At 72.3% G+C, this 26,137-nt stretch carries 23 protein-coding genes; 13 read left to right on the top strand and 10 right to left on the bottom strand.

What is annotated here, in order from left to right:
* Positions 1–6: 6 nt before the first annotated feature.
* Both ACIP2X_RS17335 and ACIP2X_RS17330 read right to left on the bottom strand, forming a co-directional pair.
* The gene (locus tag ACIP2X_RS17335; protein WP_401673444.1) at positions 7–1,533 is read right to left on the bottom strand and encodes an ATP-binding protein; all 1,527 of its coding nucleotides are present in this window, start codon (positions 1,531–1,533) and stop codon (positions 7–9) included.
* The gene (locus ACIP2X_RS17330; RefSeq protein ID WP_401673442.1) at positions 1,530–2,195 is read right to left on the bottom strand and encodes a response regulator transcription factor; all 666 of its coding nucleotides are present in this window, start codon (positions 2,193–2,195) and stop codon (positions 1,530–1,532) included. Before ACIP2X_RS17330 ends, ACIP2X_RS17335 begins: the two co-directional genes overlap by 4 nt.
* Before the next feature lie 118 nt (positions 2,196–2,313).
* On the opposite strand from ACIP2X_RS17330, the gene ACIP2X_RS17325 reads away from it, so the two are divergent.
* Positions 2,314–3,162, top strand: coding sequence for a PepSY domain-containing protein (locus tag ACIP2X_RS17325; protein WP_401673439.1), 849 nt, complete (start codon positions 2,314–2,316; stop codon positions 3,160–3,162).
* Between the two features lie 85 nt (positions 3,163–3,247).
* Here ACIP2X_RS17325 and meaB read toward each other — a convergent pair whose 3' ends face one another.
* Both meaB and ACIP2X_RS17315 read right to left on the bottom strand, forming a co-directional pair.
* Positions 3,248–4,207, bottom strand: a complete 960-nt coding sequence (meaB, locus tag ACIP2X_RS17320) for a methylmalonyl Co-A mutase-associated GTPase MeaB (RefSeq protein ID WP_401673436.1) — start codon at positions 4,205–4,207, stop codon at positions 3,248–3,250.
* Positions 4,208–4,250: 43 nt separating this feature from the next.
* Complete coding sequence (locus ACIP2X_RS17315) at positions 4,251–5,456, bottom strand: acetyl-CoA C-acetyltransferase (RefSeq protein ID WP_401673434.1); 1,206 nt, start codon at positions 5,454–5,456, stop codon at positions 4,251–4,253.
* Between the two features lie 149 nt (positions 5,457–5,605).
* On the opposite strand from ACIP2X_RS17315, the gene mce reads away from it, so the two are divergent.
* The 7 genes from mce (at position 5,606) to ACIP2X_RS17280 (ending at position 15,340) form a co-directional block, all read left to right on the top strand.
* Positions 5,606–6,046, top strand: coding sequence for a methylmalonyl-CoA epimerase (mce, locus tag ACIP2X_RS17310; protein ID WP_401673432.1), 441 nt, complete (start codon positions 5,606–5,608; stop codon positions 6,044–6,046).
* Between the two features lie 211 nt (positions 6,047–6,257).
* Positions 6,258–10,106 carry a polarized growth protein Scy gene (gene scy / locus ACIP2X_RS17305; RefSeq protein WP_401673429.1) on the top strand — a complete coding sequence of 1,283 codons (3,849 nt, stop codon included), beginning with the start codon at positions 6,258–6,260 and terminating at the stop codon, positions 10,104–10,106.
* 195 nt (positions 10,107–10,301) lie between these two features.
* Positions 10,302–11,237, top strand: coding sequence for a cellulose-binding protein (locus ACIP2X_RS17300; RefSeq protein WP_401673426.1), 936 nt, complete (start codon positions 10,302–10,304; stop codon positions 11,235–11,237).
* An 85-nt stretch (positions 11,238–11,322) separates the two neighbouring features.
* A complete protein-coding gene (locus ACIP2X_RS17295; RefSeq protein ID WP_401673424.1) occupies positions 11,323–12,279 on the top strand; it encodes an ABC transporter ATP-binding protein in 957 nt (318 codons plus the stop codon).
* Between the two features lies 1 nt (position 12,280).
* Positions 12,281–13,051 (top strand): ABC transporter permease, encoded by a 771-nt coding sequence (locus tag ACIP2X_RS17290; protein WP_401673422.1) that lies wholly within the window; start codon positions 12,281–12,283, stop codon positions 13,049–13,051.
* Between the two features lie 124 nt (positions 13,052–13,175).
* Positions 13,176–14,489, top strand: coding sequence for an ABC transporter ATP-binding protein (locus ACIP2X_RS17285; protein WP_401673420.1), 1,314 nt, complete (start codon positions 13,176–13,178; stop codon positions 14,487–14,489).
* Positions 14,486–15,340: an ABC transporter permease gene (locus tag ACIP2X_RS17280; protein ID WP_401673418.1), complete on the top strand. Its 855-nt coding sequence runs from the start codon at positions 14,486–14,488 to the stop codon at positions 15,338–15,340. The genes ACIP2X_RS17285 and ACIP2X_RS17280 overlap by 4 nt, the downstream gene beginning before the upstream one ends.
* A 58-nt stretch (positions 15,341–15,398) precedes the next feature.
* Here ACIP2X_RS17280 and ACIP2X_RS17275 read toward each other — a convergent pair whose 3' ends face one another.
* Positions 15,399–15,740 (bottom strand): ATP/GTP-binding protein, encoded by a 342-nt coding sequence (locus ACIP2X_RS17275; RefSeq protein WP_401673415.1) that lies wholly within the window; start codon positions 15,738–15,740, stop codon positions 15,399–15,401.
* Between the two features lie 220 nt (positions 15,741–15,960).
* On the opposite strand from ACIP2X_RS17275, the gene ACIP2X_RS17270 reads away from it, so the two are divergent.
* Positions 15,961–16,992 (top strand): LLM class flavin-dependent oxidoreductase, encoded by a 1,032-nt coding sequence (locus ACIP2X_RS17270; protein ID WP_401673413.1) that lies wholly within the window; start codon positions 15,961–15,963, stop codon positions 16,990–16,992.
* 84 nt (positions 16,993–17,076) lie between these two features.
* On the opposite strand, the gene ACIP2X_RS17265 is transcribed toward ACIP2X_RS17270, so the two are convergent.
* Positions 17,077–17,469, bottom strand: a complete 393-nt coding sequence (locus tag ACIP2X_RS17265) for an SCO5389 family protein (RefSeq protein WP_365452197.1) — start codon at positions 17,467–17,469, stop codon at positions 17,077–17,079.
* Between the two features lie 291 nt (positions 17,470–17,760).
* Here ACIP2X_RS17265 and nucS point away from each other — a divergent pair, with 291 nt between their 5' ends.
* Positions 17,761–18,432 carry an endonuclease NucS gene (gene nucS / locus ACIP2X_RS17260; RefSeq protein WP_401673409.1) on the top strand — a complete coding sequence of 224 codons (672 nt, stop codon included), beginning with the start codon at positions 17,761–17,763 and terminating at the stop codon, positions 18,430–18,432.
* 91 nt (positions 18,433–18,523) lie between these two features.
* Here nucS and ACIP2X_RS17255 read toward each other — a convergent pair whose 3' ends face one another.
* The 3 genes from ACIP2X_RS17255 to ACIP2X_RS17245 form a co-directional block, all read right to left on the bottom strand.
* The gene (locus ACIP2X_RS17255) at positions 18,524–21,109 is read right to left on the bottom strand and encodes an ATP-binding protein (RefSeq protein ID WP_401673407.1); all 2,586 of its coding nucleotides are present in this window, start codon (positions 21,107–21,109) and stop codon (positions 18,524–18,526) included.
* Positions 21,110–21,371: 262 nt separating this feature from the next.
* Positions 21,372–21,695 carry an STAS domain-containing protein gene (locus ACIP2X_RS17250; RefSeq protein WP_365452203.1) on the bottom strand — a complete coding sequence of 108 codons (324 nt, stop codon included), beginning with the start codon at positions 21,693–21,695 and terminating at the stop codon, positions 21,372–21,374.
* 144 nt (positions 21,696–21,839) lie between these two features.
* Positions 21,840–22,688: a 3-hydroxyacyl-CoA dehydrogenase family protein gene (locus ACIP2X_RS17245; protein ID WP_401673403.1), complete on the bottom strand. Its 849-nt coding sequence runs from the start codon at positions 22,686–22,688 to the stop codon at positions 21,840–21,842.
* Positions 22,689–22,938: 250 nt separating this feature from the next.
* Between ACIP2X_RS17245 and ACIP2X_RS17240 the strand changes: the two genes are divergently transcribed.
* Positions 22,939–23,511, top strand: coding sequence for a cob(I)yrinic acid a,c-diamide adenosyltransferase (locus tag ACIP2X_RS17240; protein WP_401673400.1), 573 nt, complete (start codon positions 22,939–22,941; stop codon positions 23,509–23,511).
* On the opposite strand, the gene ACIP2X_RS17235 is transcribed toward ACIP2X_RS17240, so the two are convergent.
* On the bottom strand, positions 23,428–24,054 hold the full coding sequence (locus ACIP2X_RS17235; RefSeq protein WP_401673398.1) for a hypothetical protein: 627 nt from the start codon (positions 24,052–24,054) through the stop codon (positions 23,428–23,430). The genes ACIP2X_RS17240 and ACIP2X_RS17235 overlap by 84 nt on opposite strands.
* Positions 24,055–24,206: 152 nt before the next feature.
* Here ACIP2X_RS17235 and ACIP2X_RS17230 point away from each other — a divergent pair, with 152 nt between their 5' ends.
* The gene (locus ACIP2X_RS17230) at positions 24,207–25,433 is read left to right on the top strand and encodes a sensor histidine kinase (RefSeq protein ID WP_401673395.1); all 1,227 of its coding nucleotides are present in this window, start codon (positions 24,207–24,209) and stop codon (positions 25,431–25,433) included.
* 34 nt (positions 25,434–25,467) lie between these two features.
* Positions 25,468–26,109, top strand: a complete 642-nt coding sequence (locus tag ACIP2X_RS17225; protein ID WP_401673393.1) for a response regulator — start codon at positions 25,468–25,470, stop codon at positions 26,107–26,109.
* Positions 26,110–26,137: the final 28 nt, after the last annotated feature.

Raw genomic sequence — 26,137 nt, 5'->3', positions numbered from 1 at the left:
CCGGGTTCAGGGGCCCTTCGAGGCGAGCGGCAGGCGGAGTTCGAACTGGGCTCCGCCTGTCGGCGCGTCCTGGACCGTGAGGGTGCCGCCGTGCCGGGTGGCGACGTCACGGGCGATGGCGAGCCCCAGACCGGCGCCGCCCTCGTCCCGGCTGCGGGCGTCGTCCAGCCGTACGAACCGCTCGAAGATCCGCTCCCGGTCCGCCGGCGGCACGCCGTCCCCGTCGTCCGCGACCTGGACGACCGCGCGGTCCCCGTCCCGCCGGACGGCCACCGTGACCGCCGCGCGCGCGTGCCGCTGGGCGTTGTCGAGCAGATTGGCCAGCACCCGCCCCAGTTGCCCACGCGATCCGGCCACTTCGAGCGACTGCGCGTCGACGGACACGCCCGTGCGGCCCGCGGCCTGCTCCCGCGCCAGCTCCGCGAGGTCGACCCGGGTGCCGGTGGGCCGCTCCCCCGCGTCCAGGCGGGCCAGCAGCAGCAGATCGGCGGCGAGTCTTTGCAGTCGTACGGTGTCCTCGACCGCCCCCTCCAGGTCCAGCAGCTCCGGATGCGCCGCCGCCACCTCCAGCTGGGTGCGCAGGGACGCGATCGGGCTGCGCAGCTCGTGCGAGGCGTCGGCGACGAAGCGCCGCTGGCGGTCCACCGAGGTCTCCAGCGCGGCCAGCGTCTCGTTGGTGGTGCGGGCCAGCCGGGCCACCTCGTCGTGGGTGGCCGGTTCGGGGACCCGCCGGGAGAGGTCCTCGGAGGCGGTGATCTCCGCCATCTCGCTGCGGATGCCCTCCACCGGACGCAGCGCCCGCCCGGTGACCAGCCAGGTCACTCCGGCGACGACGCCGAGCAGCAGCGGGAAGCCGATCAGCATGACGGTCTGCGCGGTGCTCACGGCGTTCTGCTCGGCGGCCAGCGGGCCGCCCGCGTACACGGTGTAGGTGCCCTGACCGGGGACCTCGACCTGCACCTTCGCGAACCGGTAGTCCGCCTGGTCGCCGTCGATGGTCGCCGAGCCGTCCGTCAGGGACGCCTCCTCGGCGATCTCGCCCGGCTGGAGCGTGGCCCCGGCGGAGTCGTCGTCACCCGAGCCGTGGCCCGAGTCGTCGCCGGAGTCGTCGTCACCCGAGTCGTCGTCGCCCGACTCGCCCGAGTCATCGGAGTCGTCGTCGCCGGAGCCGCTGCCGGTGCCGGTGCCCGGGTCCGCCGTGGCCGGCGGCTGCTCCTGCGGCCGGACGGCGCTCGTGCCCGTACCGCTGATGCGCTCCAGGTTCTCGCTGGCCGCGACCAGCGTGCCGTCATCGGCGACGACCTGGACGGGACGGTCGTCGTCGTCCAGGGACAGCTGGTCGGCGCGCTTGCCGCCGGCCAGGTCGGCCGCGACCGCCCGCGCGGAGCGCTCGGCCTCGGTGCCGGCCTGCTCGGTCAGGTTGGAGTAGAGGGACAGCAGGACGGCCGCCCCCGCGGCGACCAGGGCCACCGCGACGACGAGCGTGGCGCCGAGGGTGGCCCGGGCCCGCACGGATCCGAACAGCCGGCTCACCTGGGCGCCTCCAGCCGGTAGCCGGCGCCCCGGACCGTGCGGATCAGTCCCGCCCCCAGCTTGCGGCGCAGCGCGCTGACGTAGACCTCGACGATGTTCGGATCGCCCTCGTACGCGAAGTCCCAGACGTGCTCCAGGATCTCCGCCTTGGACACCACCTCGCCGGCCCGCACCGCGAGCTGCTCCAGCACGGAGAACTCCTTCGCGGTCAGGGCGATCTCGTCCCCGTCACGGGTGATCCGGCGGGCGGCGGTGTCGACGCGCAGCGGGCCGACGGTGAGGACGGGCGAGGCTCCGTGCTGACCGCGGCGGCGCAGCAGGGCACGGACGCGGGCGACCAGCACGACGTACGAGAACGGCTTCGTCAGGTAGTCGTCGGCGCCCGTGTCCAGGCCCTCGGCCTCGTCGTACTCGCCGTCCTTCGCGGTGAGCATCAGGATCGGCACGTCGTTGCCGGCGGCGCGCAGGGTGGAGCAGACCCGGTAGCCGTTCATGCCGGGCAGCATGATGTCGAGGACGAGCAGGTCGTACGGCGACTCGGACGCCCGGTGCAGGCCCTCCAGGCCGTCGTGGACGACGTCCACGGCGTAGCCCTCCGCCGTCAGGCCCTTGGCCAGGGACAGCGCGAGGCGTCTCTCGTCCTCCACGATCAGCAGCCGCATTCCCCCAGGGTCCCAAACCCAACCTGAAGGGATCTTCAGGCGGCTTCAGCGTGGCTTCAGGCGTCGGACGGCAGCGTGGTGGACGTCGGAAAGAGAAACCCGATTCGGGGAGAAAACCATGAAGCGCAACATCGTCATCGCCGCAGTGGTCGCGACCGCCGTGATCGGCGGGGGCACGACGCTGGCGTTCGCGGGCAGCGGCGGCGACTCGCCGGGGACGCCCTCCGCGTCCACGTCCACCGACGCGCAGGGCACCGATCGCCGGGACGACGACGGAGACGACGACCGGGACGACCGGGACGACGGCCGGAGCGACGACCGCGCCGGTGTCCGCGACGTGAAGGTGACGGCCGCGGAGGCCGTCGAGGCGGCACTGAAGGCGCGGCCGGGGACCGCGGTGTCCGCGGACCTCGACACCGATGACACCGACGACACCGACGACGGCGACGACGACAGGCGGGGCTGGGAGGTCGAGGTGCTCGGCCAGGGCACGACCTCGTACACCGTGCACGTGGACCCGGCCTCGGGGAAGGTGCTCGGCACGTCGACCCACCAGGACGACGACAACGACGACAACGACGACAACGACGACGACCGGGAGGCTCTGCGGGGCGCCCAGGTCACCGCGGTGGACGCGGCGCACGCCGCCGCCGCGAAGGGGTTCGTCACCTCGCTGGACCTCGACGACGACGACCGGGTGAACGCGTGGGACGTCGAGACCGGCGGCGCGGACGGCCAGGAGGGCCACTGGAAGGTGGACCTGAAGTCGGGCCAGGTCACGGCGGACCGTGACGACGACCAGGGCGACGACCGCGCGGCCGACGACCGAAGCGACGACGACCACGGCAAGCAGCAGCGGGCCCAGGACGACGAGAACGACGACAACGACGACAACGACCGCGACGACGACAACGGCAAGGACGACGGCAAGGACGACGACCGGGGTGACGACCGCGGCGAGGACTGACCGGCTCCGGCGCGGGGTCTTCCGGGGGCGGCCGCCCCCGGAAGACCCCGGCTTCGGCTTCGGCTTCGGCCCTACGGGCCGGGCCTCACGCCCCGTCCGTCACCCCCGCCACCAGTTCGTCCGCCGCGCGGTACGGGTCCAGCTCGCCGGCCACTATCCGTTCCGCCAGCGCGCTGAGGCGGCGGTCGCCGTGGAGGTCCGCGATGCGTTCCCGCAGGGCGGTGACCGCGATGGTCTCGACCTCGCGGGAGGCCCGGGACAGCCGGCGCCCGGTCAGGACGCCGTGTTCCTCCATCCAGGCGCGGTGCTTCTCCAGCGCCTCCACCACCTCGTCGACGCCCTCGGCGCGCGCGGCGACCGTCTTGACGATCGGCGGGCGCCAGTCGCCGGGGGCGCGGGACTCGCCGAGGCCCAGCATGTGGTTCAGCTCGCGGGCCGTGGCGTCGGCGCCGTCGCGGTCCGCCTTGTTGACGACGTAGACGTCGCCGATCTCCAGGATCCCGGCCTTGGCCGCCTGGATGCCGTCGCCCATGCCCGGGGCGAGCAGGACGACCGAGGTGTCGGCCTGGGAGGCGATCTCCACCTCCGACTGGCCGACGCCGACCGTCTCGACCAGGATCACGTCGCAGCCCGCCGCGTCCAGCACGCGGATCGCCTGCGGCGCGGCCCAGGCCAGACCGCCGAGGTGGCCCCGGGTGGCCATGGAGCGGATGTAGACGCCGGGGTCGGAGGCGTGGTCCGACATCCGGACCCGGTCACCCAGCAGGGCCCCGCCGGAGAAGGGCGACGACGGGTCGACCGCCAGGACGCCGACCCGCTTGCCCTGCTTGCGGTACGCCGTCACGAGCGCCGAGGTGGTGGTGGACTTCCCGACGCCCGGGGAGCCGGTGAGGCCGACCACATACGCCCCGCCGGTCAGCGGGGCCAGCGTCGCCATGACCTCCCTGAGCTGCGGGGACGCCCCCTCCACCAGCGAGATCAACCGGGCCACGGCACGTGGCCGGCCCTCCCTCGCCTGGGCCACCAGCGTGGAGACGTCCTGCATCACAGCTCCGTTCAGATCACCGACTCGACAGACTGACGACCGCTCAGTGCTTCGGTACCCGCACGATCAGCGCGTCACCCTGGCCACCGCCACCGCACAGCGCCGCCGCGCCGACACCGCCGCCCCGCCGCTTCAGCTCCAGCGCCAGGTGGAGCACCAGACGGGCCCCGGACATCCCGATCGGGTGACCCAGGGCAATGGCCCCGCCGTTGACGTTCACCCTTTCGCTGGACACCCCGAGATCCTTCATTGACTGCACGGCGACGGCGGCGAAGGCCTCGTTGATCTCGATCAGATCGAGGTCCGAGACCTCCAGGCCCTCCTTCTTCAGGGCGTGCCCGATGGCGTTGGACGGCTGGGACTGGAGGGAGTTGTCCGGGCCGGCGACGTTGCCGTGCGCGCCGATCTCCGCGATCCACTCCAGACCGAGCTCCTCGGCCTTGGCCTTGCTCATCACCACGACCGCGGCCGCGCCGTCGGAGATCTGCGAGGACGAGCCCGCGGTGATCGTGCCGTCCTTGGCGAACGCCGGGCGCAGCTTGCCCAGCGACTCGGCGGTGGTGTCGCCGCGGATGCCCTCGTCCTTGCTGAAGACGACCGGCTCGCCCTTGCGCTGCGGGATCTCGACCGGGGTGATCTCGGCCTCGAAGACGCCGTTCTTCTGCGCGGCGGCGGCGCGCTGGTGGGACAGGGCGGCGATCTCGTCCTGCTCCGCGCGGGCGATGCCGAGCCGGGTGTTGTGCCTCTCCGTGGACTCGCCCATGGCGATGTTCTCGAAGGAGTCGGTCAGGCCGTCGTGGGCCATCGCGTCGAGCATCTCGACCGCGCCGTACTTGTAGCCCTCGCGGGACTTCGGCAGCAGGTGCGGGGCGTTCGTCATGGACTCCTGGCCGCCCGCCACGACCACGTCGAACTCGCCGGCGCGGATCAGCTGGTCGGCCAGCGCGATGGCGTCGAGGCCGGAGAGGCACACCTTGTTGATGGTCAGCGCCGGGACGCTCATCGGGATGCCGGCCTTGACCGCGGCCTGGCGCGCCGGGATCTGCCCGGCCCCGGCCTGGAGCACCTGGCCCATGATCACGTACTGCACCTGCTCGCCGCCGATCCCCGCGCGGTCTAGGGCTGCCTTGATAGCGAAGCCGCCGAGATCGGCTCCGGAGAAGGACTTCAGCGAACCGAGCAGCCGTCCCATCGGGGTGCGGGCACCCGCGACGATGACGGAAGTCGAGCCGTTCTTTGCAGAAGACATGAGCTGCGATCCCCTTCCGGCCTGCACTGGCCGAGGAGTGAACGAGGGTTTACTTCGAATGTACTGAGCGGTACTCCACCACGTCATCGGGCTGTCGGTGTGATCGCGCGCACGTTGCGTAACCACCCGAGGAGCGCTGCACTGAATCCATGCTGACGCGAATCGACCACATCGGGATCGCCTGTCACGACCTCGACGCGACCGTCGAGTTCTACCGGGCCACGTACGGCTTCGAGGTGTTCCACTCCGAGGTCAACGAGGAACAGGGCGTGCGCGAGGCCATGCTCAAGATCAACGATACGTCCGACGGCGGCTCCTCGTACCTGCAGCTCCTGGAGCCGACCCGGGAGGACTCCACCGTGGCGAAGTGGCTCGCCAAGAACGGTGAGGGCGTGCACCACATCGCCTTCGGTACGGCGGATGTCGACGGGGACGCGGCCACGATCAAGGACAAGGGCGTACGCGTTCTGTACGAGGAGCCCCGGCGCGGCTCCATGGGGTCACGGATCACCTTCCTGCACCCCAAGGATTGCCATGGAGTACTGACAGAACTGGTCACTTCGGCGCCTGTTGAGTCACCTGAGCACTGATGCTCGTACATATGGGCCGGTAGGGTTGGGGGGCGGTCGCCGCTTCCACACGGGCGACCGCATTCCGGGGTCCGGGTTTCGGGGGACGAGCGTCGGGGCAGCAGCCCATGCTCCGTCGTTGATCTGACACCATTCCCCGGGGGCCCCGTTCGGCGGATGGACGGAGCTCGTTTGGAGAGACTTGCGACCAGGGGACGGATGGGACCGCGCAGTGCGGGGCTACGAGAGCCAGGAGCGAGAGCCGGCGGCTGACGTCGACCACCTCACTCGGTTCGAAGCCGAGATGAAACGGCTGAGGACCGAGCGGGAAAAGGCCATCCAGCACGCCGAGGACCTCGGCTACCAGGTCGAGGTGCTGCGGGCCAAGCTGCACGAGGCGCGGCGCACGCTCATGACCCGGCCTGCCTATGACAGCGCCGACATCGGCTATCAGGCCGAACAGTTGCTGCGCAACGCCCAGATGCAGGCGGACCAGATCCGGTCGGACGCCGACCGTGAGCTGAGCCAGGCGCGGGCGCAGACCCAGCGGATCCTTCAGGAGCACGCCGAGCAGGCGGCCCGGCTCCAGGCCGAGCTGCACGCGGAGGCAGTGTCCCGCCGGCAGCAGCTCGACCAGGAGCTCGCCGAGCGCCGGCAGACCGTCGAGTCGCACGTCAACGAGAACGTGGCCTGGGCCGAGCAGCTGCGGGCCCGCACCGAGCAGCAGGCCCGCCGCCTCCTGGAGGAGTCCCGCACCGAGGCCGAGCAGGCCATGGCCGCCGCGCGGGCGGAGGCCGAGCGGGTGACCGCCGAGGCCCGCCAGCGTCTGCAGAGCGAGGCCGAGGCCGCCCGCGCCGAGGCCGAGCAGCTGCTGCGCCGGGCCCGTACGGACGCCGAGCGGCTGCTGAACGCCGCCTCCACGCAGGCCCAGGAGGCCACGGACCACGCCGAGCAGCTGCGGACCTCGACCGTCTCGGAGTCGGACGCCGCCCGCCGCCAGGCCGGTGAGCTGAGCCGCGCCGCCGAGCAGCGGATGGCCGAGGCCGAGGAGGCGCTGCGCAAGGCCCAGGCCGAGGCGGAGAAGCTGGTCACCGAGGCCAAGGAGGCCGCGGCCAAGGCCCTCTCCGGTGCCGAGGCGGCGAACGAGACCCGTACGCGCACCGCCAAGGAGCAGGTCGCCCGGCTCGTCAGCGAGGCCACGAAGGAGGCCGAGGCCACCAAGGCGGAGGCCGAGCAGGTCGTCGCGGACGCCCGCGCCGAGGCCGAGAAGATCGTGGCGGAGGCCGGCGAGAAGGCCCGTTCGGCGACCGCCGAGGAGACCGCGAGCCAGCTGTCGAAGGCGGCCAGGACCGCCGAGGACGTGCTCAACAAGGCGTCGGAGGACGCCAAGAGGACCACGAAGGCGGCCACCGAGGAGGCCGAGCGGATCCGCCGTGAGGCGGAGACCGAGGCGGACCGGCTGCGCGCCGAGGCGCACGACATCGCCGAGCAGCTCAAGGGCGCGGCGAAGGACGACACCAAGGAGTACCGCGCCAAGACCGTCGAGCTCCAGGAGGAGGCACGGCGGCTGCGCGGCGAGGCCGAGCAGCTGCGCGCCGAGGCGGTCGACGAGGGCGAGAAGATCCGCGCCGAGGCCCGCAGGCAGGCCGTGGCGCAGATCGAGGAGGCGGCCAGGACCGCCGAGGAGGTGCTCGCCAAGGCGAAGGCCGACGCCGACGAGCAGCGGCAGAGCGCGACCACGGACAGCGAGAAGGTCCGCACCGAGGCGATCGAGCGCGCGACCACGCTGCGCCGGCAGGCCGAGGAGACGCTGGAGCGCACCCGCAAGGAGGCCGAGCGGCACCGCGCGGAGGTCCTGGAGCAGTCCGAGGGCATCCGCGACGAGGCCGAGCGGGCCGCTCGGGAGCTGCGCGAGGAGACCGAGCGGGCGGTGGAGTCCCGCCACGCGGAGGCCGCCGACGAGCTGACGCGGCTGCACACCGAGGCGGAGACCCGGCTCACGGCCGCCGAGCAGGCGCTGACCGACGCCCGTGAGGAGGCCGAGCGGATCCGCCGGGAGGCCGGCGAGGAGACCGAGCGGCTGCGCGCCGAGTCGGCGGAGCGGATCCGCACCCTCCAGGCACAGGCCGAGGCGGAGGCCGAACGGCTGCGCGACGAGGCCGCGTCCGACGCGTCCGCCTCGCGGGCGGAGGGCGAGTCCATCGCCGTACGCCTGCGGTCGGAGGCCGCGTCGGAGGCCGAGCGGCTGAAGTCGGAGGCGCAGGACACCGCCGACCGGGTACGGGCCGAGGCGCAGGCCGCGGCCGAGCGGCTCGCGCAGGAGGCCTCCGAGACGCTGGCCGCCGCGCAGGAGGAGGCCGCCCGGCGCCGCCGCGAGGCCGAGGAACTGCTCGGCGCGGCCCGCCAGGAGGCCGACCAGGAGCGCGAGCGGGCCCGCGAGCAGAGCGAGGAGCTGCTGGCCTCGGCGCGCAAGCGCGTGGAGGAGGCGCAGGCCGAGGCCGTGCGCCTGGTGGAGGAGGCCGACCGGCGCGCCACCGAGATGGTGTCGGCGGCCGAACTCCACGCCCAGCAGGTGCGCGACTCGGTTGCCGGGCTGCACGAACAGGCGCAGGAGGAGATCTCCGGGCTGCGCAACGCCGCCGAGCACGCCGCGGAGCGCACCCGCCGGGAGGCGCAGGAGGAGGCGGACCGGGTCCGCGCCGACGCGTACGCCGAGCGGGAGCGCGCCTCCGAGGACGCGGGCCGGCTCCGGCGGGAGGCGAACGAGGAGACGGAGGCCGCCAAGGCGCTGGCCGAGCGCACCATGTCGGAGGCGATCTCCGAGTCCGAGCGGCTGCGCACCGAGGCGGCCGAGCACGCCCAGCGGGTACGCACCGAGGCGTCGGACGCCATCGCCGAGGCCGACCAGGCGGCGGCACGTACGCGTGCGGACGCCCGCGAGGACGCCAACCGGATCCGGTCGGACGCGGCGACGCAGGCGGACACCCTCATCACCGAGGCGCGCAGCGAGGCGGAGCGGCTCCAGTCGGAGACCGTCGCCGAGGCCGAGCGGGTGCGCGCCGAAGCGCTCGCGGGTGCCGAGCGGCTGCTCGGGGACGCGAGCGGCGAGGCGGAGCGGCTGCGTGCCGAGGCCGCACAGACGGTCGGGTCGGCGCAGCAGCACGCGGAGCGGATCCGCACCGAGGCCCAGCGGGTCAAGGCGGAGGCCGCCCAGGAGGCCGACCGGGTCACCACGGCCGCGCGCGAGGAGGCCGAGCGGACCCTGGACGAGGCCCGCAAGGACGCCAACAAGCGGCGTTCGGAGGCGGCCGAGCAGGTCGACACGCTCATCACGGAGACCACGTCCGAGGCCGACAAGCTGCTCACCGAGGCGCAGCAGCAGGCGCTGAAGACGACCGCGGACGCCGAGGCGCAGGCCGACACGATGGTGGGCGCGGCCCGCAAGGAGGCCGACCGGCTGGTGTCGGAGGCGACGGTCGAGGGCAACGGACGGGTGGAGAAGGCCCGTACGGACGCGGACGAACTGCTCGTCGGCGCGCGCCGGGACGCGACCGCGATCAGGGAGCGGGCGGAGGAGCTGCGGGCGCGGATCACCGCGGAGATCGAGGAGCTGCACGAGCGGGCCCGCCGGGAGGCGGCGGAGACCATGAAGTCGACCGGCGACCGCTGCGACGCGCTCATCAAGGCCGCCGAGGAGCAGCTCGCCAAGGCGCAGGCGAAGGCCAAGGAACTGGTGTCGGAGGCCAACTCCGAGGCCGGCAAGGTGCGCATCGCCGCCGTCAAGAAGGCGGAGGGCCTGCTCAAGGAGGCCGAGCAGAAGAAGGCGGCGCTGGTCAAGGAGGCCGAGCAGCTCAAGGCGGAGGCCGTCCAGGAGGCCAAGCGCACGGTCGAGGAGGGCAAGCGCGAACTGGAGGTCCTGGTGCGCCGGCGCGAGGACATCAACGCCGAGATCTCGCGGGTGCAGGACGTGCTGGAGGCGCTGGAGTCCTTTGAGACCCCGTCAGCCGGCAAGGACGGCACGGTCAAGGCCGGCGCGACGATCGGCGCCCCACGATCGGGTGGGAAGTCGTCGGACGGCTAGCCTCGGGGTACGTTTCCGGTGCGTTCCGGGTGCTTTGACCAAGTCCCCGCCCTGGCCTTTGGCAAGCACTCCTGGGGTTAGCCACTCAAAAGGGGTGTCATTCTCCAGATCAAACACGCATCCGCTCGATGACACACCGCTTCGGCCCCTAGGATTCCACCTATCACCTCACCGGTCTCATTCGACAGGAACCCCATGAGCGACACTTCCCCCTACGGCTTCGAGCTTGTGCGGCGTGGATACGACCGCGCTCAGGTGGACGAACGCATCTCGAAGCTCGTCTCCGACCGTGACAGCGCTCTGGCCCGCATCACCGCTCTCGAGAAGCGCATCGAGGAGCTCCACCTCGAGACGCAGAACGCCCAGGCCCAGGTCACCGACGCCGAGCCGTCCTACGCCGGTCTCGGTGCCCGTGTCGAGAAGATCCTCCGCCTCGCCGAGGAGGAGGCCAAGGACCTGCGCGAGGAGGCCCGCCGCGCGGCCGAGCAGCACCGCGAACTCGCCGAGTCGGCCGCCCAGCAGGTGCGCAACGACGCCGAGTCGTTCGCGTCCGAGCGCAAGGCCAAGGCCGAGGACGAGGGCGTCCGGATCGTCGAGAAGGCCAAGAGCGACGCCTCCCAGCTGCGCTCCGAGGCGCAGAAGGACGCGCAGTCTAAGCGTGAGGAGGCGGACGCCCTCTTCGAGGAGACCCGCGCCAAGGCCGCGCAGGCCGCCGCCGACTTCGAGACGAACCTCGCCAAGCGCCGCGAGCAGTCCGAGCGCGACCTGGCGTCCCGTCAGGCCAAGGCCGAGAAGCGCCTGGCCGAGATCGAGCACCGCGCCGAGCAGCTGCGTCTGGAGGCGGAGAAGCTGCGCACCGACGCCGAGCGCCGCGCCCGCCAGACGGTGGAGACCGCTCAGCGCCAGGCCGAGGACATCGTGGCCGACGCCAACGCCAAGGCCGACCGCATCCGTTCGGAATCCGAGCGCGAGCTGGCCGCCCTGACCAACCGCCGCGACTCGATCAACGCCCAGCTGACGAACGTGCGCGAGATGCTCGCCACGCTCACCGGCGCCGCGGTGGCCGCGGCCGGTACGCCGGCCGAGGACGAGCCGATCTCCCGCGGGGTGCCCGCGCAGCAGTCCCGGTAACGACCCGGCGTACAGCTGCTGAACACCTGCGGAGCCCTCTGCCACTGAGGTGGCAGAGGGCTTTGTGCCGTTTTAGCGTGGCCGCATGATCGAGCTGGCGGGCCTGACCAAGCGGTACGGCGAGAAAGTGGCGGTGAACCAGCTGACGTTCGCCGTCAGACCGGGCATCGTCACGGGCTTCCTCGGTCCCAACGGCGCCGGCAAGTCGACCACCATGCGCATGATCCTGGGCCTGGACCACCCCACCGCGGGCGACGTCCGCATCGACGGCAAGCACTACGACCAGCTCAGGGATCCGATGAAGTACATCGGCGCCCTGCTCGACGCCAAGGCCGTGCACGGCGGCCGGTCCGCCTGGAACCACCTGCTGTGTCTCGCCCAGGCCAACGGCATTCCGTCGCGGCGGGTGCACGAGGTCCTCGACACCGTCGGCCTGACCGCGGTCGCGAAGAAGAAGGCCAAGGGCTTCTCCCTCGGCATGGGCCAGCGGCTCGGCATCGCGGGCGCGCTGCTCGGCGATCCTCGGATCCTGATGTTCGACGAGCCGGTCAACGGGCTCGACCCCGAGGGCATCCACTGGATCCGCACGCTGATGAAGACGCTGGCCGCCCAGGGCCGCACGGTCTTCGTCTCGTCCCATCTCATGAGCGAGATGGCGCTCACCGCCGACCACCTCGTCGTCATCGGCCAGGGCCGGTTGCTGGCGGACACGTCCATGGCGGACTTCATCGCGCAGAACTCGCGCAGCTATGTCCGGATCCGCACCCCGCAGCTGGAGCGGCTGCGCGATGTGCTGCACGGGGCCGGGCTCACGGTGGTGGAGACCGGCAGCGGGGCCTTCGAGGTGGACGGGGGCGCGTCGGAGCGGATCGGGGAGCTGGCGGCACAGCACCAGATCGTGCTGCACGAGCTGAGCACCCAGCAGGCCTCGCTGGAGGAGGCGTTCATGCGGCTGACGGCCCAGTCGGTGGAGTACCACGCGCACTCGGACGCTCCGGCCGGCCGGCAGGAGCGGTGGGGCGACGGCTGGAGGAAGGACTGACATGGCGGCGACCCAGGTCATCCGGTCCGAGTGGACGAAGATCCGCTCCGTCGCGTCCACGGTGTGGACACTGTCGCTCGCCGTGGTCGTCACCATCGCCCTCGGCATGCTGATCTCGGCGCTGTCGAAGAGCGAGTTCGAGAACATGGACGAGGCGGGCCGGCTCTCCTTCGACCCGACCTTCATCAGCTTCGCGGGCATGAGCCTCGGTCAGCTGGCGCTGATCGTGTTCGGGGTGCTCGTCGTCTCGAACGAGTACAGCTCCGGCATGATCCGCACCTCGCTGGCCGCCGTACCGCAGCGCGCCACCTTCCTGTTCAGCAAGATCGCCGTGGCCACGCTGCTGGCCCTGGTGGTCGGCATGGCGACCAGCTTCGCCGCGTTCTTCCTCGGGCAGGCCATGCTGGGCGACCTGGGGGCGGGCCTCGGGGACCCCGGTGTGCTCCGCGCGGTGATCGGCGGCGGGCTGTACATGACGCTCATCGCGATGTTCTCGATGGGTGTCGCGGCGATGCTGCGCTCCCCGATGCTGTCGCTCGGCATCCTGATGCCGTTCTTCTTCCTGATCTCCAACATCCTCGGCAACGTCTCGGCGACGAAGAAGCTCGGCCGGTACCTGCCCGACCAGGCCGGCAGCAAGATCATGCAGGTGGTGGCCCCGGTGCGGGACGACAGCCCCTACGGCCCCTGGGGCGGGCTGGGCATCATGGCGCTGTGGGTGGTGGCGGCCCTGGTCGGCGGTTACGTGCTGCTGAAGCGGCGGGACGCGTAGCAACCCCAGAGGTTCGCCCCACCTTTTACCTCCTCTTGGAGGGAACCGTCAGCTCCTCGCTATCCTCCTAAGCCTTACGGGGGCGTGTGCCCCGCTGTCCTGAACCATTCGATGGGTGCGGAGCATGATCGAGGCAGACGGCCTGACCAAGCGCTACGGCGACAAGACCGCGGTGTACAACCTCTCCTTCCAGGTGCGGCCCGGTGCCGTCACCGGCTTCCTCGGGCCGAACGGCTCGGGCAAGTCCACGACGATGCGGATGATCCTCGGGCTGGACAATCCGACCGCGGGGCGGGTGACCATCGGCGGCTTCCCCTACCGCAAGCTGCCGAACGCGCCCCGCCACGTCGGTGCCCTGCTGGACGCCAAGGCGGTGCACGGCGGCCGTTCGGCCCGCAACCACCTGCTGTCCCTGGCCCAGCTGTCCGGCATCCCGGCCCGGCGCGTCGACGAGGTGCTCGGCGTGGTGGGCCTGCAGGACGTCGCCAGGCGGCGCTCCAAGGGCTTCTCCCTCGGCATGGGCCAGCGGCTCGGCATCGCCGCCGCGCTGCTCGGCGACCCGCAGGTGCTGCTCTTCGACGAGCCGGTCAACGGCCTCGACCCCGAGGGCATCCTCTGGGTGCGGAACCTGATGAAGGCGCTCGCGGCGGAGGGCCGTACCGTCTTCGTCTCCTCGCACCTGATGAGCGAGATGGCGCTGACCGCAGACCACCTGATCGTCATCGGGCGCGGCCAACTGCTCGCCGACATGAGCGTGCGGGACTTCATCGCGGCCAACTCCGCGGGCTTCGCGCGGGTGCGCACGCCCGACACCGAGCCGCAGCTGCGCGAGAAGCTGGCCTCGGCGCTGGCCGAGGCGGGCGCCCATGTGCTGCCCGAGCAGGACGGCGCGCTGCGGGTGACCGGTCTGCCGCTGCCGCGCATCAGCGACCTCGCGCACGAGACGGACGTACGGCTGTGGGAGCTGTCGCCGCACCAGGCCTCCCTGGAGGAGGCGTACATGCGGATGACTCAGGCCGCCGTCGACTACCGCTCGACCGTGGACCAGCGGGCCGGCCTCCAGCAGCAGATGCCGCCGGGCGCGCAGCCGGCCGTGCCCATGCCGGTCCCGGGGCAGGGCCAGCCGGGCTGGTACGCCCCGCCGCCGCCCCAGCAGGGCGGGCAGCCGTTCGCGATGCCCCAGGGCCCCGGCGCGGCGCCCCAGGGGCCCTACGGCGCTCCCTCCGGGCCGGGCGCGCCCGTGGCGAGCCCGCCGAACCCGTACGCCCAGCAGGCGCCGCAGGCGGCCGCCCAGCCGGTCCCGCAGCCGCCCGCCGCCCCGCTCGCGCCCCAGGCGCAGCCCCCGGCCGCCCCGGCCGCCGCACCGCCGGTCCCGCAGCCGCCCGCCTCCTCCCCCGCCGCCCCCTCCGCCGAGACCAAGCCCGAGGACGCCCGATGAGCACGCCCCAGCCCACCATGCCGCCGGCCGCGCCCGGCGCGCCGTACGCCGGCTACACGTCGCCGATCCCCGTGGTCCGCACGCATCTCGGGCACGCGCTCGCCTCGGAGTGGACGAAGATCAAGTCGGTGCGTTCCACGATGTGGACGCTGGGCGTGTTCGTCCTGCTCGTGGTGGGCATCGGGCTGCTCGCCGGGGCACTGGTCGCGGCGAACACCTCCTCGGAGTCGGACCTCGGCGACCAGTCCGCGCTCTCCCTCGGCTTCTTCGGGCTGCTGCTCGGCAGCATGTGCGTGATCACGCTGGGCGTGCTGACCACGGCCTCCGAGTACGGCACCGGGATGATCCGGACGACGATGACCGCCTGCCCGCCGCGCGGCCGGGTGCTCGCGGCGAAGGCGATCGTCTTCTTCTCGCTCGCCTTCGTGGTGACGCTGGTCGCCTCCGGCTTCGTCGCCTTCGTCCAGGTCGGCATGGTGAGCAGCGCCCGGGAGCCCTCCGGCGGGGAGTGGCTGAAGGGGACGGTCGGCGTCTCGCTCTACATCGCGCTGCTCGGGCTGCTCTCGCTCGTGGTCGGCTCGATCGTCCGGCACTCGGCGGGCGCCATCACCATCATGATCGCGGCGGTGCTCGCCCCGCTGGTCATCGCGATGTTCATGTTCGCCTCCTCGCTGGAGGACGTGCGCGATGCCCTGTTCGAGTACTCGATCCCGAACCAGATGAGCATCTTCTACGCCAACTCGCTGTCCGAGTCCGGCCCGTCCGGCTGGGATCCGCTGTGGATCATGCTCGGCGTCACCGCCGCCGCGTACGTCGGCGCCTACGCCCTGCTGGAGAAGCGGGACGTGTGAGGCGCGTGCCGTACGTCACACGGCAGCGGGCGACTCCTGGAACACAGGACCGAGTCCACTAGAACTTCGGCGCGTTACGGGACCGCCGCACCCGCGTGGTGCGGCGGTCCCGCGCGTTCCAGCACGCCTTGTGCCAGTGCCGGCGGTCGTCGACCCCCGCGTGCTCCGGCCACGCCACCACGTGCGGCACGGCGGAGGGAATCAGCTGGTCGCAGCCCGGACAGCGGTACGTCTTGCCCTCCGAACTGGCCCCGGCCACATGGCGCACGCTCCAGTCCTCGCCCTGCCAGTCCTGCGAGGTCTGCCAGCCTCCGTAGCGGCCCGGACCGTCGTCCTCGGCGCTCCGGCCGGACGAGCCGGCGGCCTTGGGACCGTTCGGACGGTTGCGACGCGGGGACACGGGACACCTCACGGAGCTATACAGGAACCGGGTCATCTCCAGCCTACGCGGCCCGGAGACGGGTACGCGGAAAGCGACGAACCTGACAAGTCCCCCTCCGCGACCGAGCATTCTGCCGACAATCCGGAAATCTCTTCGCCAAGCCGTGTCCTCGGCACGTGTCAGACGGTTATGCCGGGTGGGGGAGCTCCGTGTCGGAGCCAAGGAAGCAGGAAGAGCGATGCGCGTAGGAACATTCGTGTTGGCGGCCCAGTTCCCGGGTCAGGGCCAGGGGGAGGCGCTGCACCGCGCGGTCCGCTCGGCGGAGATCACCGAGGAAGCGGGACTCGACTCGGTGTGGCTGGCCGAGCACCACTTCGTGCCGTACGGCACCTGCCCGTCGGCGATCACGCTGGCCGCCCTGGTGCTGGGCCGCACCCACCGTATCCGCGTCGGTACGGCGGTCAGCGTGCTGCCCACCACCCACCCGGTGGCCCTCGGCGAACAGGCCGCGCTGCTGCACGTGACGAGCGGCGGCCGTCTCACGCTGGGCGTCGGGCGCGGTGGCCCCTGGGTGGACCTGGAGGTCTTCGGCGCCGGACTGGAGGCGTACGAGAAGGAGTATCCGCAATCACTCGATCTGCTCCTGCGCTGGCTGCGCGATCCGGCGGTGGCCGGGTCCGGCGGCCGCTTCGACTTCCGTGAAGTCCCGGTCGTGCCACGGCCGTCGGAGTGCCTGACGGAGACCGGCGGCGGCCCGGAGGTGCTCGTGGCGTGCACCTCCCCGGCGAGTGTGCGGATGGCCGCGGAGCGCGGGCTGCCGATGCTGCTCGGCATGCATGTCGGCGACGAGGAAAAGGCCGAGATGGTCGCCCTGTGGCGGCAGCACGCGCGCACGGTGGGCCGCCCGGCGGACGAGATCCGCGCCGCCGCCCATGTGTCGGCCGGCGTCTGCCAGATCGCCGACCGGCGCACCGACGCGGCGGAGACACTGATGAAGGCGATGCCGGGATGGCTCAAACAGGGTCTCGACGCCCACGTCACGGTCGACGGCAGGGAGCGCCGGATGCGCGATCCGCTGGCGTACACCGAACTCCTCTGCGGCCTGCACCCGGTGGGCACCCCCCGGCTGTGCGCCGACCGGCTGGCGGCGACCAGCGAGCGCACCGGCGTCTCCCGCTTCGCCCTGCTCGTCGAGGGCTCGGGGGACCTGGCGGCCACGGAGGAGAACGTACGGCGGCTGGGCGCCGAGGTGCTGCCTCAGCTGACGTGAACACCCCCGTGGCGCGGGAGGCTTGCCGCTCCGGTACAGATCGCACCTCCCGCGTACGGAGCGGCAAGCAAGCGGTTCACCGCCTCAGCAGTCCCGCAGCTCCGGGGACTGATTCAGCAGCTGGCCACGGATCGAGGTGAAGCGGGCCAGCCTCTCGTCCGCCGAGGGGTCCAGCGGGAACACCGCCACCCGGTGGCAGTTCTGGAAGGCCAGGCGCACTCCGAAGTGCCGCTGCAGCGCACCGCGGATGGCGTCACTCGCGAGCGCACGCAGCAGCTGACCGCGTGCCTGCTCGTCCGGCGGGGGCGTCTGGTTGTCGGCGAACTCTCCGCCGTCCACCTTCAGCTGGACCGCCAGGGAGCTGATCATCTCCCATGCGTAGGGCAGGGAGGTCCGGACGCAGTCGACGAATTCAGCTTCGTCGACCTCGCCTCGCTCGGCCTGTTCGAGTAGGGCCGGTGAGACGTCGAGCGACATGGGTTCTCCTCTCGCACCCCCAACCAGCAGGGGTTGCCGGACAGATGAGGGAGCACGCGAAAGCGAACACGCTGTGTACACACATCGCGACCTCCCGTTCAATACGGTAGGCAACGGACGGTGACCGCACCAGAAGAATGCACACACAGGCGGATCCCAGTGGGCACACAATCGGCCACCACCGAACACGGTCATCCAGGACAACAGGGGTGGCCCGGGAGGCCCGCCCCGACCGCGGTGACCGGTGGGCGAATCGCGTCCACGGCGGCCGGTCGAGTAGCGTTGCCGACCATGCGTCTCGTCATTGCCCGGTGCTCCGTCGACTACGCCGGCCGGCTCACCGCTCACCTCCCGACCGCTCCCCGTCTGATCCTGGTGAAGGCGGACGGCAGCGTCTCGATCCACGCGGACGACCGGGCCTACAAGCCCCTGAACTGGATGTCGCCGCCCTGCACGCTGAAGGAGGGCACCGGTGAGGAGGCCGGCGTCTGGACCGTCGTGAACAAGGCGGGCGAGAAGCTGATCATCACGATGGAGGAGGTCCTGCACGACTCCTCGCACGAACTGGGCGTCGACCCCGGCCTGATCAAGGACGGCGTGGAAGCACACCTCCAGGAACTGCTCGCCGACCGCATCGAGACCCTCGGCGAGGGCTGGACGCTGATCCGCCGCGAGTACATGACGGCCATCGGCCCGGTCGACATCCTGTGCCGGGACGCCGAGGGACGGACGGTCGCCGTGGAGATCAAGCGGCGCGGCGAGATCGACGGCGTGGAGCAGCTCACGCGCTATCTGGAGCTGCTGAACCGCGATCCCCATCTGGCACCCGTCCGGGGCGTCTTCGCGGCCCAGGAGATCAAGCCGCAGGCACGCGTCCTGGCGACGGACCGCGGCATCGGCTGCCAGGTGCTGGACTACGACGCCATGCGCGGCATCGAGGACGACAAGCTGCGGCTGTTCTGAGGCGCTCGGTACGGCGGCGAGGGCCGGGTCCGCAGCACGGACCCGGCCCTCGCCGTGTCAGCGGACCCGGCCCTCGCCGTGGCCGCGCGGCTCAGATCAGCGGTTCGGCACCGGCCGGTACGCCGGACTCCGTGGCGGTGGACTCCGTCGCGGTGGCCGAGGCGGAGCCGCTGGCGCTGGTGGACCCGGACGGCGACGGGCTGGACGAGGGCGACGGGCTGGTGCTCGGCGTCGGCGAGTCGGAGGGCGTCGGCTCACCGGACGGCGTACCGGGGGACGTCGACGGCGAGGTGGACGGCCGCTTCGTCGGCGAGGACGACGGCGTCCCCGGGGCATGACCCCCGCCGGGGTTGTCCGTGCCGCTCGGCTCGTCGGACGGTTCGCCCGCTCCCGAACCCGTGCCCGGGTCCTGCGGTGTCGGATCGTCCGTCGTGCCGAACGTGCCGTCGGGACCCGGATCCGTCGGACGGCTGGTCGCCGTGCCGGTGTCTGCGTCGTCCTGGCCCGCGTCGTCCGCGCCCAGGCTGTCGTCGCCGGGGTCCTGGCTGACGGACGGGTTGACGCCGACCTGTTCGGACGGGCTCTCCGCGTCGTTGCTGCCGGTGGCGCCGAGCGTCACGACCGTGCCGAGCACGGCCACGAGCAGCGCGCCCGCGCCGGCCGCGACGAGGTTGCGCCGCGCCAGGCCGCGCAGACCGCCGCCCCTGCCGCGCCCCGAGGCCGCTCCGGGTGTGGAGCGGTGGGTGACGAGGTCCGGGGAGGGCTCGGGCCGTTGCAGCGGCGGGAACTCCGCGAGGACGGCGGGGACTTTGACGGACGGCGTCAGCGACTCCTCGTGGTGGGCCTCGGGCACCTCCTCCGCGGCAAGGGCGCCGAGCGCGAGCGGCTCCGGGGCACCGCCGGCGGTGCCCTCCCGGTCGGTCACCAGGGCGAGGGCGCGGCGGCCGGCCACGGTTCCGCGCTTGTCGGCGAGGGCGCCCCGCAGCCCGATGGACGCCTCCAGTTCGGCGCGCGCCCGGTCGAGCCGTCCCTCGCAGAGCGCCAGGATGCCCAGTTCGTGGTGGAAGTAGGCCTGTTCGGTCACGTCCCCGGCGAGCCGCGCGGCTTCGACGCCGGAGCGCAGCGCCCGTTCCCAGGCGCTCCAGTGCAGGCCCGCGGCGAAGGCGGGCGCGGCGGTGCGGGCCAGCCGCACGGTGGTGCTCTCCTCGTCCTCGGCCACCGGCGCGGTCACCGCGACGAGGGCCGCGAGGGCGGTGAGGACGGCGTCCGCCTCGGCGCACACCCGCTCCGGGGTGACCGAGGGGTGCCCGGCCCACCAGGCGTAGTGCTGGGCGGCCGTCAGGGCGGCGCCCTCGGGGTCGTCGGCGTATCCGGCGGCCTCCAGCTGGGTCTGGACCCCGGCGGCGAGCCGGTAGCGGGCGCCGACCGGGGAGACCAGCGCGCAGCCCAGCAACTCGCCCAGCGCGGCGTCCGCGTGGGTGTCGCCGACCAGTGCGGGCAGATGGGCCTGGTGGGGCACCTCGCCGCCGAGCGCCACGGAGATCCGCAGGGCGGCGCGGGCGGAGGCGCTGAGCCGGGAGGCGAGCAGCGCGGCGGGCGCGGCGCCCTCGGCGAGCGAGGGCAGCGGGATGTCCTCGCCGACGGGCGGTCCGGGGACGGCGTCGAAGGGCTCGTCGACGGGGATGTCCTGGAAGACGCCGAACTCGTCGAGCGCCTCGGCACCGGCGCGCAGCCGGTCGCGCTGCCGCAGCAGGGCGCCGGCCTGGACGAACCGCAGCGGCAGTCCCTCGGACTCGAACCAGAGGTCGCCGGCCCAGTTGGCCTCGTCCTCGCCGAGCGGCCTGCCGACGGCGTGCTCCAGCAGTTCCAGACCGCCGGCGCGGTCGAGGCCGCCGAGGACGACCTCCTCGACTGCGGCCTCGGCGGACGGCGCGGGCACGTCCGGGGTGGCGGCGACGAGGTAGGCGCACTCCGGGGTGGCGTCCAGGAGTTCGTCGAGGGCCGCGCCGCCGAACTCGATGTCGTCGAGGACCACGACCGCGCCGATCTCCCCGACGCAGGCGAGAAGTTCGTCCGGTTCCGGCCGGTACAGGGGGGCGCTGTGGACGGCGTAGAAGAGGTCGTGCAGCAGATCGGCCGCGGTGCGGTGGAAGCCGCTGAGGCGGACGACCCCGTCGGGGGCGAGGTCGGCGCAGTCCTCGGCGACGATGTCGAGGAGGGTGGTGCGGCCGGAGCCGCCGGGCCCGGTGAGGCGCACGGAGCGGCCGCGGGCGAGCAGCCGTACGAGCTGCTCGCGTTCGTCCTGGCGGTGCAGGAGCGGCAGGGTGGGCCGGCTCGGGCCGGGCGGGACCGGCGGGGCCGCGGCGCGCGCCACCTCGGCGCGCTCGGCGGCGGTGAGCTTCTCGGGTCTGGCCGGTCTGTCGGGGCGCTCCGCGCCGGTCCCCCGGCCCCGCTCGACCGGGGAGGTGCTCCCGGGCGGGCGGAGTTCTATCTCGCTGCCGTCGACGGGGTTGACGGTGAGCAGGAAGTCGCCGGAGACCAGCTGCACCGTGCGGGCGAGTGCGGGCGCGTGCTGGCCGAAGTCGGATGTGAGGGAGTCCCGGGGAGGGCGCTGGCGCGGCGCGTGGCCGTCACCGTCCTGGCCGTACTCCTCGGGTCCCCGGTTGTTCGGGTCCATAGGTTCAAGCCCCCCAAAAGCATCGGGTGCGTCGAGCCCCTCCCGGCCTTGCCGCACACCGCGCTGTCGCTTCTGGTCCGGGCCCGCACGAGGGTGGATCAGACGCGGGCGACCGAACCCTAAACCTTCGGTCAGTATCTACGACAGGGCGGGGTGCCACCGGGTCCGAGACGTCACGGTCTTGTGAGGATTGCGCGCGTCGGGCGTTTCGCCGTGAGCTGCCCGGTCTCCTGCGGACCCGGTGACGCTCCTGGTCGGGAGGTCACACGCGGGGCAGGGACTCCACCCCGATGCCGCCCTCGATCGCCAGGATCCGGTGCAGCCTGGTGGCCACCAGCAGGCGCTGCATCTGCGGCGGTACGCCGCGCAGCACCAGCCGCCGGCCACAGCGGCCGGCCCGCCGGTGGGCACCCATGATGACCCCGAGTCCGGTGGCGTCCCACGAGTCCAGTTCGGACAGGTCGAGGACGAGGTCGCCGTCGCCGTCGTCGACGGCCGAGTGCAGGACCGTACGGGCGTCCGCCGCGGTGCGGACGTCGAGGCGGCCCCCGACGACCACCTCGGCGTGGTCGCCCCTGATGTGCATATGCGCTCCCGTGAGTGCGGTGACGTACTCCAAGACGGTGGCTGTGCAACGTCTGACTGCTTCTGTGGCGACTCGGTTGCTGCTTGTAAGCGAACCGATACCGAATTCACCCCGAGGTGTGATGTCTCAGGGGTGTGCACCGTTTCAGTGCTTGTAGAAGCCCTGCCCGCTCTTGCGTCCGATGTCACCGGCGTCAACCATCCGGCGCATCAGCTCCGGCGGAGCGAACTTCTCGTCCTGGCTCTCGGTGTAGATGTTGCTCGTGGCGTGCAGCAGGATGTCGACACCGGTGAGGTCGGCGGTGGCCAGCGGGCCCATGGCGTGACCGAAGCCCAGCTTGCACGCGAGGTCGATGTCCTCGGCGGACGCGACGCCCGACTCGTACAGCTTGGCGGCCTCGACGACGAGGGCCGAGATGAGCCGGGTGGTGACGAAGCCGGCCACGTCGCGGTTGACGACGATGCAGGTCTTGCCGACCGACTCGGCGAACTCCCGGGCGGTGGCGAGCGTCTCGTCGCTGGTCTTGTAGCCGCGGACCAGTTCGCACAGCTGCATCATCGGGACCGGTGAGAAGAAGTGCGTGCCGACGACCCGCTCCGGGTGCTCCGTGGCGGCCGCGATCTTGGTGATCGGGATGGCGGAGGTGTTGGAGGCGAGCACGGCGTCCGGGCGCACGATCTTGTCGAGGGCGCGGAAGATCTCGTGCTTGACGTCCAGCTTCTCGAAGACGGCCTCGACGACGATGTCGGCGTCGGCCGCGGCGTCCATGTCGGTGGTCGGGCTGATCCGGGCGAGGGCGTCCTCGGCGTCGCGCGCCTCCAGCTTGCCCTTGCTCACGAACCTGTCGTACGAGGCCTTGATGCCGTCGGTGCCACGCCTCAGTGCCTCGTCGGTGACGTCCCTCAGGACGACGTCCCAGCCCGCCTGGGCGGAGACCTGGGCGATGCCGGAACCCATGAGACCGGCGCCGATGACGGCGAGCTTCCGTGCCACTGACGACTCCCCTAGTGATGCTTACCCGCTGTTTACGTATGCCTCTCCGGCGGACCCTAGCGTTCGTGAGGGTCCGTGTGACCGGTAAGTAATGCGCGTCACGTCTCACATGACGGACATCACACCGGCACGGCTCATAGGGCGCCCCGTACGGCGTAGTTGAGCACCCGCTCCCCCAACGGCGCGTGCGGCCGGTCGAGGAGCACCGGCAGCGGGCGACACCTCGCAGGGGCCTCACTAGGCTGGCCTCATGGTCAACCTGACGCGCATCTACACCCGCACCGGCGACCAGGGCACCACCGCCCTCGGTGACATGAGCCGGGTCGCCAAGACCGATCTGCGGATCTCGGCCTACGCCGACGCCAACGAGGCCAACGCGGTGATCGGCACCGCGATCGCGCTGGGCGGCCTGGACGCGCGGATCGTCAAGGTCCTCACCCGCGTCCAGAACGACCTCTTCGACGTGGGTGCGGACCTGTGCACGCCGGTCGTGGACAAGCCCGAGTTCCCGCCCCTGCGGGTCGAGCAGTCGTACATCGACAGGCTGGAGGCGGACTGCGACCAGTTCCTCGAAGAGCTGGAGAAGCTCCGCTCCTTCATCCTGCCGGGCGGCACTCCGGGCGCCGCCCTGCTGCACCAGGCCTGCACCGTCGTACGGCGGGCCGAGCGCTCCACCTGGGCGGCGCTGGAGGCGCACGGCGAGACGATGAACACCCTCACCGCGACCTACCTCAACCGGCTATCGGACCTGCTTTTCATTCTCGCCAGGTCGGCCAACAAGGACGTCGGTGACGTTCTGTGGGTCCCGGGCGGGGAGCGCTGACCCCTCCGCGCGGGGCGCTTTCTTCGGCCAGAGGGCGTACGAAAGGGCGATCAGGCCGTGGATGCCCGCCGTGCGCCAGGCCGTGAAGATCCAGCTCTCCAGGGCGCCGGAACGGCTCGGGTCGTCCACATACCACCGCGCGATCAGCAGGAGCACGCTGGCCACGGAGGCGGCGACGACGGTGCCGAGCCAGATCCGCCCCTCGTGCCGGGCGCGGGCCATGCCGTAGCGCGGGGGTTTCGCGGGCGGTTCGGCGCCGCCGAGGCGGTGGGCGGCGTGGCCGTCGAGCCACTTGACCGTGCGGTGGCCGTGTCCGACGGTGTAGCCGATGTACAGGGCGGCCAGGCCGTGCTTCCAGCTCGGGTCGGCACCGTTCCTGAGGTCGATCGCGGTGGCCACCAGCAGGACGACCTCCAGCAATGGTTCGAGCAGCAGCAGGCCCAGCCCCGTACGGCGCATCCCGAGCACGTAGCGGAAGAACAGTCCGGCGGCCAGCAGCACCCAGAAGCCGACCTCGCAGACGACGATCAGCGTGACGATCACGGCTCACTCCTCTCGGTCACCCCTCAAGGCTCCCGCCGGGATCGGCCGATTTCGTCGTCACCGCCGACGAACCGCCACTGCATCCTTCGATGTACCCGCGGACCGTCCCGCGGGACCAGGCGCGGCGCCTGCCCGCCGTGTTGGATGGTGCCATGGCCGCACGACTCCCCCGCCCGCACCGCTTCGACCTGTACGTCGGACTGGCCGGCCTGCTCGGCGGGCTGCTGCTGTGGGGCATCGGACTCGGCCTGCGCCCGGCCGGCGAGGCGATGGTGCTGCTGCCCGGTGCCTGGCCGCTGCTGGTGCCGCTGGTCGTGATGGCGGGCTGCGAGGTGCTGCGCCGGGCCGCCCCGCGCACCGCCCTGCTGACCGCCACCGCCGCGCTGATCATGGACACCGTCACCCAGGGCAGCCTGGTCACCGTCCTGATGTACACCGACGTGATGTACGCCGCCGTCCTGTACGGCACCCCCGCCTCGGCCCGGCGGATCCCGCGGATCACCGGGCTGCTGACGGTGGCCGGGACGGTCGTGCCGTTCGCCGTGTGGCGGGTGCCCGAGGCACTGCTGATCGGTGTCGCGACCGGCGTCGTCGCGTTCGCGCCCGCCTCCACCGGACTGATCGTGCGCAACCACCGCGAGGCCGCCGAAGCCGCCCGGCTGCGTGCCGAACAGACCGCGCTGCTGGCCGAGATGGACCGCACGCAGGCCGTCACGGCGGAACGCGCCCGGATGGCGAGGGAGTTGCACGACCTCGTCGCCAACCACCTCTCCGCGATCGCCATCCACTCCACGGCCGCGCTCTCGCTCGACGACCCGGACACCACCCGCCGGGCCCTGCACGTCATCCGCGAGAACAGCGTCGAGGGGCTCGCGGAGATGCGCCGCCTGATCGGCATCCTGCGCGACGACAGCGGCGGCCCGGGGGCCTCCCCCGGGCTGTCCGCCTCGGGGCAGGGGGGCATCCCGGTCGCTCCCACGCTCGACGGCCTGGACGCCCTGGTCGACACCGCCCGCGCCAACGGCCTCGCCGTCGGCCTCGACGCCGGGCACGGCGAGGGGCTGCCCGCGCCGGTGGGACTCGCGGCGTACCGGATCGTCCAGGAGTCCCTCACCAACGCCCTCAAGCACGCGGGCCCCGGCCGGGTCTCGGTCGCGCTGCGGCGGCGGGACGGTTCGCTGGACATCGTCGTGACGAGCCCTTACGGCGACCGCGACGGGCCGCGGGCACCGGGCTCCGGCGCCGGACTGGTCGGAATGCGGGAGCGGGCCGCCCTGCTGGACGGGACCTTCGAGGCGGGTCCCGAGGACTCCGCCGAGGGCAAGGTCTGGGCCGTGCGGGCCACCCTGCCGGCCGGCGAGGACGAGGAGCCGGCTTGAGGCCGCCGTGGACAGCAGTCGAAGGAGTGACCCCGTGATCCGAGTGCTCGTCGCCGAGGACCAGTCCGCCGTGCGCGCCGGACTGGTGCTCATCCTGGGCAGCGCGCCCGACATCGAGGTGGCCGGCGAGGCCCGCGACGGCGAGCAGGCGGTGGCGATGGCCCGTGAGCTGCGCCCGGACGTGGTGCTGATGGACGTGCAGATGCCGCGTCTGGACGGTGTCTCGGCGACCCGGCAGGTGGTGGCGGAGGGGCTGGCCGACGTCCTCGTCCTGACCACCTTCGACCTCGACGAGTACGTGTTCGGCGCGCTGCGCGCGGGCGCCTGCGGGTTCCTGCTGAAGAACACGGACGCGAGGGATCTGCTGGAGGCGGTGCGCACCGTGGCCCGCGGTGAGGGCCTGATCGCCCCGGCGGTCACCCGGCGGCTCATCGCCGAGTTCGCCGCCAAGCCGGTGCGGGAGCCCACGGCGGACCCCTCGGTGCTGGACGGCCTGACGCGCCGCGAGCGGGAGGTGCTGTCCTGCCTCGGCGAGGGGATGTCCAACGCCGAGATCGCGGCCCGCCTCGCCATGGCCGAGGCGACGGTGAAGACACACGTCAGCCGGTTGCTGGGCAAGCTGGAGCTGCGCAGTCGCGTCCAAGCGGCGGTTTTGGCGCAGGAGTTGGGGATCTAGCGGTCTGGTGCGGGGCCGGCCGGGGACA

The organism is Streptomyces sp. NPDC089424, from assembly GCF_044749345.1.
GTDB lineage: Bacteria > Actinomycetota > Actinomycetes > Streptomycetales > Streptomycetaceae > Streptomyces.
This window is presented reverse-complemented; position numbering and strand designations above follow the sequence as displayed.